Genomic DNA, 15015 nt, shown 5'->3' with positions numbered 1-15015 from the left:
CAGCGAGGCGGACAAGGAGCACGAGGCGGTAGGCGAGCCGACCTGGGCCACGCTCAGCCGGCAGGAGACAGCCCACGAGGCCGCCCGGCTGCCTGAGGAGGGGCCAGCCGTGCTCATCCAGGAGTCCGCGAGCGCGACGGCAATGCTGGCCGTCCTGGCCGCCTGGCGCGCCGGCCGCACGGCCGTGCTCGTGGCGCCCGATGCTGAGGAGTCCCTCGTGGCCACCGCGGCGCGCCAGGAGCGGGCCGCACGAATGAGCCCATCGGCTGGCTGCTGACGTTCCTCGCCCTAGGGCACGTCAGCCTGGATCACCGTTCCATGCCCCTCAAGCCACACGGTGCGCTCGTCAGCGCCGACGAACAGGGCCTGACCGGCGCTCAGCTCGGCGCTACCAGCTGAGGTTGTGGCTGTGGTCACCCCCTCAACGGCCAGCAAGATCCTCGGTCCACGTCCAGGGAGAGCCAAGCGATCGTCCTCCGGGACGATCGTGGTGACCATGAGCTCGAAGTCGTCCACGGGGGCGTAGTAGACCCGGGTGGCGCGCGAGAGGTACTCGGGAGCCGGACGCACTGGCGGCGCCGCAACGTAGTCAACGCAGGCAAGCATGGCCGGGATGTCAATGTGCTTGGAGGTCAGCCCAGCTCTCAGCACATTGTCCGAGTTAGCCATAATCTCCACACCCAGACCGGAGATATAGGCGTGAACAGCTCCTGCCGGGACGAAGAGCGCTTCTCCAGGCCGCAGCGTGACCGGGTTGAGCAGGAGAGCCGCCGCGATGCCTGGGTCGCCAGGGAAGGCCTGCGCCATGGTGAGGGCATTGGAATCCACTCGGCGGGACGGTGAGTCTCCCGCCTCCAGACGCTGGCCAAGCTCCTCGACCAGCTCCGTCACCTCCTGGGCCGAGGGTCGCGTGCCCGCGGAGACCAGCTCGGAGAAGACCTGACGGATGCCAAAGCGCGTGGGATTGAGGCGCAGCCCGCGGCGGATGCGCCGTGCCAGCCCGGAGCCCAGCCCTCCGAGCACCTCGGCTGCCCGGCGCGGAGCCCGGAAACCGGCGACCGCCTCGAACTGAGTGAGCGCCAGCACCATCTCCGGTTTGTGGTTGGAGTCTCGGTAATTCCGTACTGGCGAATCCACCGGGATACCAGCCTGACTCTCCAGCTCATAGCCTTCCTGTGCCTGAGCAAGGGAGGGATGCACCTGGAGAGACAGCGCCTTGTCCGGAGCGATGATCTTGAGCAGGTACGGCAGCTGCGGGCCAAAACGCCGTACCACGTCCTCCCCCAGAAGCCGATCAGGCGAGGACTCCAGGAGGGAGGCGAGAGTGGCCCCAGTGGTCAAGCGTGTGGGGCCGGCCGGGTGAGCACCGAACCACAGCTCAGCCCAGGGCCGGCCGTCCGCCTCAGTACCGAGCAGCTGCGGGATCGCTGTGCGTGAGCCCCAGTCATAGGACTGACGGGCACCGTCGAGTCGCTCCATAAACGCCACGCTAGCCGACGGCGCGCCGAATACGCGGGACCCGCCAGGTTTCTCCCGGCACTCGTACTCGCGCCTCGCCCCACAACTGGCCAAAGTAGGCCACACTTGCCCCTATGCGAGGCATCATCCTGGCCGGTGGCTCCGGCACGCGACTCAACCCCATCACGCTTGGCACCTCCAAGCAGCTGGTGCCGGTCTATGACAAGCCGATGGTCTACTACCCCCTGAGCACCCTCATGCTCTCAGGGATCCAGGACGTCCTGGTCATCACCACCCCGCACGACGCTCCGGCTTTCCATCGCCTGCTTGGTGATGGCTCACAGCTGGGTGTCAACCTGTCCTACACCGTCCAGGAGGTCCCCAACGGTCTGGCACAGGCTTTCGTCCTGGGCGCGGACTTCATTGGAGATCAGCCCGCCGCGCTGGTCCTGGGAGACAACATCTTCTACGGCCCTGGCATGGGCACGCGCCTGCGCCGCCACACCAACCCCGCTGGCGGTGTGGTCTACGCCTACCAGGTGGCGGACCCCACGGCCTATGGCGTGGTGGAGTTCGATCAGGACTTCAAGGCCATCTCGATTGAGGAGAAGCCCGCTCACCCCAAGTCCGACTACGCCGTTCCCGGTCTGTACTTCTATGACAACGACGTCGTGGAGATCGCCAAGAACCTCCAGCCCTCGGCGCGTGGCGAGTACGAGATCACTGACGTCAACAGGACCTACTTAGAGGCCGGCCGTCTTGAGGTGGAGGTCCTCCCCCGCGGTACCGCCTGGTTGGACACGGGAACCTTTGACTCACTGGCTGACGCGACGAGCTTTATCCGCACGATCCAGCACCGTCAGGGCCTCAATATCGGCTGCCCCGAGGAGATCGCCTGGCGCATGGGCTTCATTGACGACGACGGCCTGCGTGAGCGCGCCGAGCCCCTGGTCAAGTCCGGCTACGGCCAGTACCTGCTGGACCTGCTGGAGCGCGAGCGGCGCTGAGCAGAGAGGCCTGACGACACCCTCAGGGCGGGTTCTGCACTGCTGCGGAGCCCGCTCTCAGGCTCTGTTGAACCCCTCGTACCGCAGTCGTTGTGAGCCGAGAGCCCCTCCCCCGTGAGACTCCTACCATGACGACAAATATCCGTAGTTGAGAGTCCTTCAAACCCTCCCCTCAAGAAGAGAACAACTTCGCATCATGCAGGTGCTGAGATCTAGCGCCCCAGGCGCCGGTAGTCGCGCGCGAAGAAGAGCGCCATGACCGCCAGGGCGACGCCATAGGAGGCAACACCCGCCCAGCTCACACCATTCATGCCGAAGGCACGCACCGTATACGTCGAGCAGACAGCCGTGGTCACGACGGCTGCGATATTGCCGATCAAGGCCCCCCTGAAATCGCGCAGGGCGAGGAGCAGATCGTTGAAGAACCAGGCGAATGCCGTGAAGACCGTGCAGATGATCGTGGGCTGAAGCAGCGAAATATAGGGCAGAACCTTCTCTCCGAACATGAGCCACAGCAAGGGACGGCCAAAGATCAGGAGCGCCACAGCCAGCACCGCAGCCAGAGCCAGCACAGCGAGAGTTGTCTTACCCAGGAGGCGCAAGCCCGCTCGTCTCTCACGATAGAAGGACTCCGCGAACTCTCCCATCAGCGGGCCATAGACATAGGCCGCCCCCATCTGGACGATGACAACGGGTGCCGCAATCGAGGAGTAGATACCGAGCGCTGCTTCCCCCATTTCCCGAGCAAGCTGCTGGCGAGGAATAGCGAGAACGGCAGAGCTCGCCACCTGAGCAAGCACGAGAGGCAGCAGGGCGAGGAGGGTCCGAACCGCTGTCGGCAAATCGAGGATGGGCGTGATGGAGTCAAAGCGCCTCGTGCGCGGTACGTCATAGAAGATTCCGACGGCGACTGCCGCGAGCGCCATGGCGCCCACCGCGACTTCCAGGGAGTTGGTGAGCCACAGGCCTAGGCAGAAGACAGCCAACGTACTAAGGCCCTGCAGGATGTAGGACAGACCGATGTAGTCCATGCGTCGATGACGTTGATCGATGGCATGGAAGCCCTCAATAAAGGCCGTCGCAATGGAGTAGATGAGGTAGAGCGTCACCACGCCCAAGGAGGCAAGACCATTGGTGAGCAGCGAGTAGACGACGCCCAGAACGAAGGCGATCGTCGAGCTAAGGATCCGTAGACCGATGTACTCCCCCGAAGCACGCTCACCCCTGATATCGGTAACGTGCAAGGTACGCAGACGAAATTCTGCAAACGGAATCGCCAGACTTGAGACTGTGGAGGCCAAGGTAAGTACACCGTTTCCATCAAAGCCCGTCGACAGCCGTACGACGGCGATGGTGACAAGGTAATTACATGCCAGTCGCACCATCGAGCCTGTGGTATTCCACAGCATATTGGTACGCAGAGACAGGCCGTCCTGAGATCCGTTCAGCTCGGAACTAGCAGGCACGGCACCACTTCCTCATCTAAAAAGCGTACGGCGGACGACCTTGGCGGGCAGGAAGAGGGAGGCCGCCAGCAGCCGCGAGGGCGCGCTACGGACCGGGTCCTTCTTCCCAGCAAGATCACAGCCCACCAGGTAGAGCATGGTTTCACGGATGCGTCCCTTGACAGTGGTGGATCGCTGGGCACAGTATCGCTTGTGCTTCCAATAGCCAATGGGGTTGCGTTTGGCATTGGCCACGAAGTTGTGGGTGAGCCCATCGGGCAGGTAGTGGCAAATGGTGAGAATCGTGTTGTCGGTGAGCATGTCGTAGTGCTCGTCGAGCCGGTAATACACGGAGGTCTCCGCAATGAAGATCTCACCTGGAGCCACGTCGTAGGGGTAGTCCCGCAGCACCTCAGTGCGGTGGATGAGAGAGGTGTCGCCACGAAAGCCCATCGTCTCGAACAGATCCCAGTACTTCACGTCGATACCATCGGCGGGCATCCAGGTATCCATAGGAGTGGCTTCATCTGTCCCGCGCAGTGCGACGAAGCCTGCGTAACGATCCTGGCCTTCGATACGCTTCCAGACCTTGAGGATGTGCTCAACCGCAGTGGGCACTAGCCAGTCATCTGAGTCGACGACGAAGAAAAGCGGACTTCCCGTGCGCTTGACGCCGCGATTGATCGCCCGAGGCTTTCCGCCGTTGTCCACGTGGAGGTAGTCGATACGGATGCGTGCTTCCTCTTGCCAGGAGCGGACGAGCTCGTCGGTGCCGTCGCTTGAGCCGTCGTCGACGATCAGCCACTCAAAATCGTGGGAGGTCTGAGCAAGTAAGCTTTCATAGAGCTTGCGCAGGGTATACGCACGCTGGTAGGTCGGGGTGAAGACGCAGACCGTGGGCGGTGTTGCAGGTGGTCGATCAGTCATCGTGTCCTCACTTCTCACTGTCCCCACCTACCCACACCACTCTTCTCAGGTGGGCTGGAGGCCGCTGATCGGGGGGGGGGATCTGTTCCCACGTCCCGTAGTAGGCGGTGAGGACATCGGCGGCTTTCGCAGGAACCGGAAAGCGTTCGCCCTCGAAGAACGCTTCCCCCACAGGGAAGAGGTCACTGGGGGCAAGGATGTTGCGCTCCATACGGTCGTCAACAAGCAGGACATAACGCGCGCGCGGGGAGCGCGCCGCCGGATCTAGGTTCACCGACCGAGCAAGCTCGTCAGCTCGGCGCGCCAGCCGATACTGATCAATGCGGCGAGTGAGCGGATAGATGGCGTATTTGAGAGCTCGTGCCCGAGCTGACGTCGCAAAGCGTGGGTCGGTGGCCGCCACGTGTCGCCAATAGACGAGGCGATACGCCTGGGCAGCGACGCGCTTCAGACGCGGCGACTCAATATCGACATAGTCGAGAGGAAAAATATCGACCCACAAGCCCGAAGCATGACGCTCATTGAGGAAAGACTCCTCGGCACGCGTCCGAGTATCAACAAGCTTGAAGAAGGGGTAGATCGAGGAGTGATCACGATAGGAAGTGAGCGTGTAACGAGAGCCCAGTTCCCCCACCCGAAAAAGGCGATAGAGCTCTTCATAGTCACTGCGAGGCATGTAGACATCGATGTCATCGTCCCAGGGAATAAAGCCCTTGTGGCGCATCGCGCCGATGAGGGTGCCATAGGCCAGGGCGTAGCGCAGCCCATGTGCTCGACAGACACGATCCAGCTCGCGTAGACACCCGAGCTCTACCTCTCGAATCTCCTCCATCGTTAACGCAGCCATCACCGACCCTCTCGCAGATTCCACTACGTCGCTCCTGGACTCACCGTGCCGCCGCCATGTTAGTCGCAGGTCATAGCAAGTCGCCGCAACTACCCGCGCGTTGCTCGCAGGACCTGGCCGAGGCCTAGCACATCACCGAGGGGCCATCCACTACCGGCTCTCGACGAAGATCCCGTGTTCACTTGACGAGTGCGGTACATTGAGTTCAAACACGAACCCTTCAGTTTAAGAACTGAACAAGGGAGGCAAGAGTAGTGAGTGAGACCATGATGCCGCTCAGGCACACCCAGTTCCACATCCTTAACACCGTGCGCGCGAGCAGCGAGAGACTCACGCAACGCGAACTCGCTGAGGCAGTAGGAGTCTCCCTGGGCACCGTGAACTCACGACTGCGTGAGCTGCAGGCAGCGGGCTACCTCTCCCCCGAAGGCGCCCTGACGCCGTCGGGCCTAGAGGCCCTGGCCCCCTACAAGGTGGACAACGCTGTCATTATGGCCGCAGGGTTGTCACAACGCTTCGCTCCGATCTCCTACGAGCGTCCCAAAGGCACTCTCAAGGTCCGCGGCGAGGTCCTCATCGAGCGCCAGATCAGACAGCTGCACGAGGCCGGTATCACTGACATCACGGTGGTTGTGGGTTACAAGAAGGAGTACTTCTTCTACCTCGCCGAGCGCTTCGGCGCCACGATCGTCGTCAACGACGACTACCTCACCCGCAACAACAACGGGTCACTGTGGCGGGTCCGCGAGCAGCTGGGAAACACCTACGTGTGCTCCTCTGACGACTACTTCACCACCAACCCCTTCGAGCTCTACGTCTACCAGGCCTACTACTCCGCCCAGTACGTCGAGGGCCCTACTCAGGAGTGGTGCATCACCACCGGCAAGGGCGGACGCATCACCGGAGCGAGCGTCGGGGGCGCCGACGCGTGGACGATGCTGGGCCACGTCTACTTCGACCGAGCGTTCTCCACCAGGTTCGTCCAGATCCTGGAGCAGGTCTACGACCTGCCAGAGACCGAGGGAAAGCTGTGGGAGTCGATCTACCTGGACCACGTCAAGGAGCTCGACATGGTGATGCGCAAGTACCCCGCCGGCGTCATCAACGAGTTCGACTCAGTGGACGAGATCCGCTCCTTCGACCCGCTGTTCATGGAGAACGTGGACTCCGAGGTCTTTGACACGATCTCCAGGGCCCTGGACTGCGCCAAGTCCGAGATCACCGACTTCTATCCCCTCAAGCAGGGCATCACAAACCTGTCGTGTCACTTCGCCGTGGGCGACAAGGAGTACGTCTACCGCCACCCCGGTATCGGTACCGAGAAGCTTGTCAATCGTCAGGCAGAGCTCGAGGCACTTACGCTCGCCAGCGAGCTGGGGCTGGATGAGACCTTCGTCCAAGGCGACGCCACACACGGCTGGAAGATCTCTCGTTTTGTCCCTGGTGCTCGCAACCTTGACGTCTCAAGTCCTGAGGAGCTTCGGCGCGCCATGGAGATGGCGCGCGAGCTGCACGGCTGCGGACGCACGCTTCCCCGTACCTTCGACTTCGTCAGTGAGGGGATGCGTTACGAGGCCCTGCTGGAGCAGCTCGGACCGATCGATGTTCCCGGCTACCAAGAGCTGCGAGACAAGGTGATGCGGCTCAAGGACCACGCCAGTGCGGACGGCTTCCCCACCGGACCGAGCCACAACGACTTCTTCCCGCTCAACTTCCTCGTGATCGAGGACGGGACGATAGAGCTCATCGACTGGGAGTACGCCGGCATGTCCGACGTCGCCAGCGACTTTGGAACCATGGTCGTGTGCACACAGATGACGCCCGCGCACGGCGAGGAGGCCCTGGGCTACTACTTCGGTCGGACACCTACTGATGCTGAGCGACGCCACTTCTGGGCCTATGTGGTCTTCGCAGGCTGGTGCTGGTACGTGTGGGCGCTCCTCAAGGAGGCAGAGGGCGACGACGTCGGCGAGTGGCTGTTTATCTACTACCGTCACGCTGCCGCCTACGTGGATCAGCTGCTCGAGGCCTACGAGAGAGGCAGCGCCCCGGTCCTGACAGGTGTCCTGGCAGGAAGCAAGGAGAGCTGACCATGCGTTACGGAATTCTTAGCGGCGCCCTGTGGGGACTGGACACCGTCATTCTTGGTATGGCACTGCTGCTGGCCCCGTTCCTGGGGGCGGGCCAGTCCTCAATCGCCTCAGCCCTTCTTCACGACCTCGCCTGCGCGCTGATCCTTTTAGTGTACATGGGGGTGCGTGGGAGGCTCAGGCACACGCTCCGGGCGGCTCGCACCCGCAGCGGCCGGGCGGTCATGGGGGCTGCGCTCCTTGGCGGACCGCTCGGAATGTCTGGCTATCTCATCGCTATCGACAACATCGGACCGGCCTACACCGCGATCATCTCCACCTTCTACCCCGCAGTCGGGACGGCGTTGGCAGCATTGTTCCTCAAGGAGCGGATGCGTCCGCGGCAGGTCGTGGCGCTCATGGTGGCCCTGGGCGCCGTCATCATGGTGGGATGGTCCTCCTCAGGCGCCGAGGTCCCAGGCTCGGCCGTGCTGGGGACCCTCGCAGCACTGGCGTGCGTCATCGGCTGGGGCTCAGAGGCGGTCATCCTCGCCTGGGGCATGCGCGACGAGACGGTGGACAACGAGACGGCGCTTCAGCTGCGTGAGACCACCTCGGCGCTGGTGTACCTGGTGGTCGTCGCCCCCGTGGCTGGCGCGCTGGGGCTGGGACTACGTGCCTCAGTCACGCCAGCGGCCGCGGTGGTTGCGGCTGCGGCGCTGGCAGGAACGGTGTCCTACCTCTTCTACTACAAGGCGATCAACACCATTGGCGCCTCACGAGGGATGGCTCTGAACATCTCCTACTCGGCGTGGGCCGTGATCTTCGCCTTCCTGCTCCAGCACACCGTGCCCACGGCCTACCAGGTCGTGTGCTGCGTAGTGATCCTCACCGCAACCGTCCTCGCGGCGACGCCCCACTGGGCCAGCCTGCTGCGCGTTCGGGCGCAGGGTGCGGCTTCCGAGCCGCCTTCATGAGCCCGTGACACAATGACCCCAGCGCAGCGCAGGCTGCATGACGTCTCACCGAAGGGGCACATCTGTGGCAGAGCTTGGCGATCCGCAACTCCTGGCAAAGATTCAGCGCGCAGCAACGGATACGCTCGCTGAGCTCGACCGTGTCTGCCATGAGCTGGACATTCGCTACGTCGTCTATGGCGGCAGCGCGATTGGCACGGTACGCCACCAGGGCTTCATTCCGTGGGACGACGACGTCGACGTCTGCATGCCACGTGAGGACTATGAACGCTTCCTGCGCGAGGCACCGCCACTCCTAGCCCCGGAATTTGAGGTGGTCTCCCAGCTCACTCATCCCGACTATCCCCGTCCTTTCGGCGTACTGGGCATTGTAGGTTCGGTCTTTACACCCAGCGTGGCTCGAAACCGCGCCTTCCAGGTGCCTCTTGGCATCGACCTGTTCCCGCTGGACCGCATTCCCAAGGATCGCCGCGCGTTCAAGCGCCAGAGCGCTGAGAGCTGGGTCTGGGGGCGCCTCATGTTTCTCCACGGCACGCCGACGCCAGACACTGGCCTGACCGGCCCCGCCAAGACTCTGGCTAAGGCCGTCTTCCACGCCACACATCAGGGTCTCAAAGTGCTCCACGTGTCCGCATCCCATCTCTACCGTCAATGGGAGAAGGTGGCCACTCGCTACAACAACACTGGTTCCCCGGTGCTCGGTGACTACTGCACACAGGATCCGTTGCGCTGGTCGGCCCGCGAGGATGAGCTCTTCCCCTCCATCCGCATGCCTTTTGGAGACATTGAGGTGGAGGTCGCTCGCAAGTTCGACGCAGTCCTCACTCGTGGCTACGGCGACTACATGAACCTGCCACCCGAGGACCAGAGGGTGAACCACGCAGCGGTCGAGGTGAGCTTCGGCGTCTGGCAGGACCCCGAGCAGTAACGAGCGCCGAGACGGCTCAGGATCGCCACGAAGGAAGCGAGGGACATGAAGATCGCCATGGTTGTCAACAGCTACCCGCCTCGCGTGGGTGGCTTGGAGTACCACATCGAGAATCTCGCCCAGGGACTGAGCGACCTCGGCCATGAGGTGTGGGTGCTCACGATCTCCTCCACGCCGGGCCGCCGTATCGATGGTGAGGTACGGGTACTCACAGGCCGCGCCCATCTGCCCATCGCGGATGTCATTACGCTGCCGAGCCTGGGTACGACACAGGCACTCACCCGATTCCTCGTCCAACACGGGATCGACCTCGTGTCGACCCATACACGTTTTTTCCCGATGAGCTTCGTGGGCCTTCAGGCCGCACGCCGCGCTGGGATTCCCGTCATCCATACCGAACACGGCAGCGGTTACGTTGCTAACTCCTCTCCCGTCATCTTCGTGGGCTCGCGTGCTGTCGACCTCACGATGGGCCGCTACGTGCTCACGCATGCCGACAAGGTGCTCGGGGTCTCCGAGCCGGCTGCGCGGTTCGCAGAAAAGCTTGGTGCCCCTGCGGCAGAGGTCTTCTACAACGCGATTACTCCGCCCCAGCCCACGCCCCCCTCCCCCGACCGTCCTACTCACCTTGTCTTTGTGGGCCGCGTCGTCGCAGGAAAGGGGTGGGACACCTTCCTTGAGGCAGTACGCCGGCTACGCGAGCGCGGCACGGAGGTAACGGGCGAGATACTGGGTGACGGAGCGGAGCGAGAACGTGCCGTTGCATATGCTCAGGAGCTGGGCGTGAGCGAGGTCGTCGCCGTGCGCGGTCGAGTGAGCCAGGAGCAGGTACGTCAGGCCTTGCGCGGCTCAACCCTCGTCAACCCCACCGTCCTCTCGGAGGGTTTCCAAACCACCCTGCTGGAGGCCATCGCTGAACGTGGGCGTGTCGTCACCTTTGATGTACCGGGAGCCTATCTTCTCCGTAAGCAAGGTGCGCCGGTCACGATCTGTGAAAGCAAAGATGCCGCGGGACTGTCTCAAGCGCTGATCGAGATGCTGAGTGCACCGCCTGGTCCTGCGGATCCGTCCTTCATCACGCAGTGGACGTGGCCAGTACGTGCGGCGCAGTACGCCACGATCGCCGAGCAGGTCATCGCGGCGCAGGTTCGCTGAGTCGACCCGCTCAGGCTGCGCCGTCAGCCGTATCTTCCTGACTACCCTCATTCTCGACGGCGGAGCACGCCTTAAGCTCATCGACTTCCGCCCGCAAGATAGCAATTTCCTCAGTGAGGCGACGACGGTCCTCACTCGCCTGGGACAAGTCCACGCTGAAGCGCAGGGAAAGCAGAAGCAGAATGATGCCTGCAGTGAAGAAACCGAGGTTGAGAGGCACCTGCACGCCCAAGAGGGTGGAAAGGCGCTTCAGGGCTCCGGGTACGACAGAAAAGAAAAGACTGCCGAGCGCAATGACGATCCACCACGTGGCATAGCCCTCCTTCATCCCGGAGTTGCGCATCCGCAGGAAGACAGCGCCGAGAACGATGAGGCCGAAAAGAAGTCCCAGCAGGTAGGTCGAGAAGGTAGGACTCATATCTGGTCACCGTCCTCACGCAGGTTGGCGTCATAGCGGCGAGTGAGGGCAATCCCGAGAGCGAGGAAAGCGCGGAGAAGGAATCGTGCGGCCTGAAGAGGATTGTGCGACGGCGTACCACCCGCACGCGGTCGCATCTCGACGGCGACCTGGCGAATGGTGAGTCCCGAACGTGCGGCGATGACGAGAGCCTCAATAGTGTCGCCGAGGTACTCGGCAGGATACTCACGGGCGAAGAGGGCGATTGCTCGGCGGCCAGCGAGCTTGAACCCGGAGGTGGTGTCCGTGAGCCGTGTGCCACAGATACGGGACAGGATCACCGCGAGCACGACCATGGCCCAGTGGCGTGGGCCGCGTACCTCATAGGTTCCCTTGCCGGCGAAGCGCGCACCGATGACGAGATCTGCGTCCTCGCGCTCAGCAGCAGCCAGTAGCGCGGGGATCTCGGCCGGATCATGCTGCCCGTCAGCGTCGAGCTGGACGGCATAGTCATAGCCGTGACGTTCGGCGTAGAGATAGCCAGCACGCATGGCTCCGCCAACGCCGAGGTTCAACGGTAGGTCAAGGACCTTGACCCCTGCCTCATGAGCAATGCGCGCGGTGCGGTCCGTGGACCCATCAGAGACAACAAGAATCTCGGCCCCTTCAGGTGCACGCTCCTTTATCTCGTCCAGGACGGATCCCAGAACTGCTTCCTCGTTCCAGGCAGGAATGATGACGAGAACGTGATTCATCAGACCCTCGTCCCCGAGTTAGTGTTGAAGGACAAATTCTGTCGCGCAACAGACAGCGCAATCGCCAGGAAGACAAAAGCCGTAAGGCTGGTGCCGACCCACACAGCAAAAGGTGAGACTGGCATATCCCACCACCACTCGATCCCATTCAAGAGCGTGCGAGGCTGCCCCCCTAAAACACCGCGAGTAAAACGAAGAATCGTGATGTATAGAGTCAGCGAGTGTGCAACACCGATAAGAAGCACTATGGCCACGTGCTGCGGTCGGCTGAGCAGAGCCGTATCGTCAAGGTCTAGAGCAAGGAGCAAGAAGAAAAGAACTCCAAACAGAGGCAAGATATAACGCGCCTGATAACCAAAGAGGACAGGAAACACGCCAGCCCCGTGGAAAACAGCCGGCAAGCAGACAAGAGCACCAAATATCACGAGAGCCGCGAACCACTTCCTTAGACTGCCTCGCCTGAGAGCCACCATGAGAACAGCACCTGCTGCAATCAAGGACAAGGCGTAAGGAGCGTGTTCGCCAGTGGGGACGTCAACCCATCCAGGCGACCAACTGGAACCATAGAATCCAGCAAGGTAACGCGGCGCTGAAGCAAGTGCCCAGAGGAAGTTTGGTAGAGAGAACCCCGCTCCGCCTCCACTACCTCCACCGTTGGTCGGGAGGGCGGTCTGATTGGTGGTTCCGAGCATTGAATACACGCCCCACAGGCCCGCCATCCACATAAAAGCAAACTCAGGCCAGCGCGACCTGAAGTTCCATCGGATCGCGAAGGTGAGGGCAAGGGCCACGACAAGCATGTAAAAACTCACGTCAAAACGTGAAGAAAGACACAGAATCGCCCCTATCGCTGCCGCAGAAATGAGCGCCCAGCGCCGCCATCCATGCGACTGCGCGGCAGAAAAGGCAGCCGTCGTGAAGGAAAAAAGACCGGCGATTGCCCACGAGGTCGGATTGTTGGAGGCGATAAAGTATACACCCATCGGAAACCAGCACGCCGCAACCGCTAGCCCTATGGCGCGGCGCACGGAAGGCCGAGACATCGCCGAGATCGCCCCGATCAATATCACGGAGATGAGCACATTTACCGCTCGCATCCGGACGACGGAGCTCTCTATATCTTTACCAATCAACAAGTGGTGGAACTGGTAGTAACCAACGGGATAACCACCATCGTCATAGCGGAATGAATAGGTGTATCGATCATCCTTCATGCCCGAAGCGCAGGCAGCAGACTTAGCGGTCTCAAAGGAATAGCAAGTCATCGCCCGGGGACTCACACCCTCAGGAACACTGATCCAAGTCCCATCCTGCCCCTCTGTGGTCTGGCAATGCTCCGCAACTGGTCGCGGACACCAGATACTGCCCAGGTGATAGTCGTCGTCAGGCGATGAAGCAACTGGAGAAGCAACCGCCCATCCGAGGCCGGTCAGCAACATGGCAAGAAGCGCCGCAAAATAGAGGAAGTAGGAACGCCGCCCAGACTTCTCACCCTGCGCTCGCCGAGCAACGACAGGTCTTGCACTCACTTCCTCACACAGTTCCACAGTAGACTTAACCATCACGAAAGTGTCTCCACGTAAGCCTCCAGACGCGCCATCGAGTCCGCCGGCGTAAAGCCGGCGGCTTTGATCTTGCTCAGGTCTAGCGCGGAGTGAGCGGGGCGCGGGGCGATACCTTCCTTGCCGGCGTAGTACTCCTGCGTACTCACACTGGTGACCTCACTCGGGTCGTGGCCCAGCAGCTCGTAGACACGGCGCGCGACCTCGAACCATGAGACCACAGGCCCCTCACCGGAGAGGTTGTAGGTACCGTACTCGGCCTGTGTGGTGAGCAGGTGGATGATGCCGGCAGCAAGATCCGTCGTGAAGGTGAGTCGACCAGTCTGGTCCCCCACCACTGAGGGCTTCACGCCGCGCTCGGCCAGGCCCGCCATGGTCTTGACGAAGTTCTTGCCATCGCCGACCACCCAGCTAGTACGTACCAGATAGTGGCGCGGGGTGGCAGCCACAGCAGCGTCGCCACCAGCCTTCGACTGGCCATAGACGCCCAGGGGGCTCGGAGACTCGTCCTCGGTGTGGATCTTCTGCGCGCCATCAAAGGTGTACTCGCTGGAGATGTGCACCAAGGTCAGTGCGTGCTCGGAGGCGACACGAGCCAGGTTCGCGGGACCTGTAGCGTTAGCGCGCCAGGCAGCCGGGCGCCCCTCAGCCGTCTCAGCGGCATCGACAGCAGTCCACGCCGCGGCGTTGACGATGACGTCGTAGTCAGACCAGTCGATCTCGGCCAGGGCCGCAGCATCAGCGATGTCGATCTCCGGCAGGTCCACACCAGTGGCACTGAAACCAGCCTTGGGGAGCTGAGCCATCAGAGCTCGACCCAGCTGGCCCTTCGCACCAGTCACCAGGACGCGACGGCCAGCAGTCTCAGGCGCCGGGAAAGGCGTGACCTCAGCCAGACGCGGGTGCGCCTTGTCCTTGTCAGAGAGGACGGCCTCCTCCAACGGGATAGGCCACGGTACGTTGGCCGTCTCATCGGCAAGGTTCAAGAAGGTGTAGCGCGCCTCAGGCGACCAGTGGTCGTTGACAAGGTAGGTGTAGGCGGTGTTCGGCTCCAAGGTCTGGTAGGCGTTACCCACACCCTTAGGCACGAAGACAGCCACAGACGGGTCAATCTCGGTGGTGTAGACCGTTCCGAAAGAAGGGCCTTCGCGCAGATCCACCCAGGCACCGAAGACTCGGCCCGTCGCGACAGAAACAAACTTGTCCCAGGGCTCAGCGTGGATACCGCGGGTGACGCCCACCTCGTCATTGAACGAGATGTTGTTCTGGACAGGACCGAAGTCTGGAAGGCCAAGAGCAACCATCTTCTCCCGCTGCCAGTTCTCCTTGAACCAGCCGCGGTTGTCCCCGTGCACACTGAGGTCGATGCGCAGGAAGCCCGGAATGGGCGTGGTCTCGATCCCCAAGGGCTTGGTGTCGCTCATAGTCTCCATCCGAAGTAAATCCGTGGGCTGCTCATCGAAGGCCTGCACAGATCTGGGAGCAATC

General features: G+C 62.2%; 13 protein-coding genes and 1 pseudogene. 6 read left to right on the top strand and 8 right to left on the bottom strand.

From position 1 onward, the window contains the following. Positions 1-277: pseudogene (locus HMPREF0058_RS12715) on the top strand (hypothetical protein); the annotation flags it as partial. 11 nt (positions 278-288) lie between these two features. On the opposite strand, the gene manA reads toward HMPREF0058_RS12715, so the two are convergent. Then, positions 289-1479 (bottom strand): mannose-6-phosphate isomerase, class I, encoded by a 1191-nt coding sequence (manA, locus tag HMPREF0058_RS07020; RefSeq protein ID WP_006549060.1) that lies wholly within the window; start codon positions 1477-1479, stop codon positions 289-291. A 113-nt stretch (positions 1480-1592) separates the two neighbouring features. Here manA and rfbA point away from each other — a divergent pair, with 113 nt between their 5' ends. Further along, entirely contained in the window at positions 1593-2465 is an 873-nt protein-coding gene (gene rfbA / locus HMPREF0058_RS07015) for a glucose-1-phosphate thymidylyltransferase RfbA (RefSeq protein ID WP_006549059.1), read from the top strand. 212 nt (positions 2466-2677) lie between these two features. Here rfbA and HMPREF0058_RS07010 read toward each other — a convergent pair whose 3' ends face one another. From HMPREF0058_RS07010 to HMPREF0058_RS07000, 3 genes are read right to left on the bottom strand one after another with little or no spacing between them, the layout of a single operon-like run. Continuing rightward, complete coding sequence (locus tag HMPREF0058_RS07010) at positions 2678-3931, bottom strand: lipopolysaccharide biosynthesis protein (protein WP_024036833.1); 1254 nt, start codon at positions 3929-3931, stop codon at positions 2678-2680. A 12-nt stretch (positions 3932-3943) separates the two neighbouring features. Continuing rightward, on the bottom strand, positions 3944-4837 hold the full coding sequence (locus tag HMPREF0058_RS07005) for a glycosyltransferase family 2 protein (RefSeq protein ID WP_006549057.1): 894 nt from the start codon (positions 4835-4837) through the stop codon (positions 3944-3946). A gap of 7 nt (positions 4838-4844) precedes the next feature. Beyond that, a complete protein-coding gene (locus HMPREF0058_RS07000) occupies positions 4845-5684 on the bottom strand; it encodes a LicD family protein (protein ID WP_006549056.1) in 840 nt (279 codons plus the stop codon). Positions 5685-5953: 269 nt separating this feature from the next. On the opposite strand from HMPREF0058_RS07000, the gene HMPREF0058_RS06995 reads away from it, so the two are divergent. From HMPREF0058_RS06995 to HMPREF0058_RS06980, 4 genes are all read left to right on the top strand, one after another. After that, positions 5954-7774: a phosphotransferase gene (locus tag HMPREF0058_RS06995; protein WP_248597016.1), complete on the top strand. Its 1821-nt coding sequence runs from the start codon at positions 5954-5956 to the stop codon at positions 7772-7774. A gap of 2 nt (positions 7775-7776) precedes the next feature. Then, positions 7777-8730, top strand: a complete 954-nt coding sequence (locus HMPREF0058_RS06990) for a DMT family transporter (protein ID WP_006549054.1) — start codon at positions 7777-7779, stop codon at positions 8728-8730. A gap of 64 nt (positions 8731-8794) precedes the next feature. After that, complete coding sequence (locus HMPREF0058_RS06985) at positions 8795-9658, top strand: LicD family protein (protein ID WP_006549053.1); 864 nt, start codon at positions 8795-8797, stop codon at positions 9656-9658. 45 nt (positions 9659-9703) lie between these two features. After that, positions 9704-10813, top strand: a complete 1110-nt coding sequence (locus HMPREF0058_RS06980; protein WP_006549052.1) for a glycosyltransferase family 4 protein — start codon at positions 9704-9706, stop codon at positions 10811-10813. 10 nt (positions 10814-10823) lie between these two features. Here the strand turns inward: HMPREF0058_RS06980 and HMPREF0058_RS06975 are convergent, their stop codons facing one another. The 4 genes from HMPREF0058_RS06975 to HMPREF0058_RS06965 are packed head-to-tail and all read right to left on the bottom strand — an operon-like array spanning position 10824 to position 14951. Continuing rightward, entirely contained in the window at positions 10824-11231 is a 408-nt protein-coding gene (locus tag HMPREF0058_RS06975) for a DUF2304 domain-containing protein (protein WP_006549051.1), read from the bottom strand. Then, positions 11228-11965 (bottom strand): glycosyltransferase family 2 protein, encoded by a 738-nt coding sequence (locus HMPREF0058_RS06970; RefSeq protein ID WP_006549050.1) that lies wholly within the window; start codon positions 11963-11965, stop codon positions 11228-11230. The genes HMPREF0058_RS06975 and HMPREF0058_RS06970 overlap by 4 nt, the downstream gene beginning before the upstream one ends. Then, positions 11965-13527: a DUF2142 domain-containing protein gene (locus HMPREF0058_RS12105; RefSeq protein ID WP_141560507.1), complete on the bottom strand. Its 1563-nt coding sequence runs from the start codon at positions 13525-13527 to the stop codon at positions 11965-11967. Before HMPREF0058_RS12105 ends, HMPREF0058_RS06970 begins: the two co-directional genes overlap by 1 nt. After that, on the bottom strand, positions 13527-14951 hold the full coding sequence (locus HMPREF0058_RS06965) for a sugar nucleotide-binding protein (RefSeq protein WP_040319754.1): 1425 nt from the start codon (positions 14949-14951) through the stop codon (positions 13527-13529). The genes HMPREF0058_RS12105 and HMPREF0058_RS06965 overlap by 1 nt, the downstream gene beginning before the upstream one ends. Positions 14952-15015: the final 64 nt, after the last annotated feature.

Source organism: Actinomyces urogenitalis DSM 15434, from assembly GCF_000159035.1.
Taxonomy (GTDB): domain Bacteria; phylum Actinomycetota; class Actinomycetes; order Actinomycetales; family Actinomycetaceae; genus Actinomyces; species Actinomyces urogenitalis.
The sequence above is the reverse complement of the archived record's forward strand: the minus strand, read 5'-3'. Positions and strand labels throughout refer to the sequence as shown.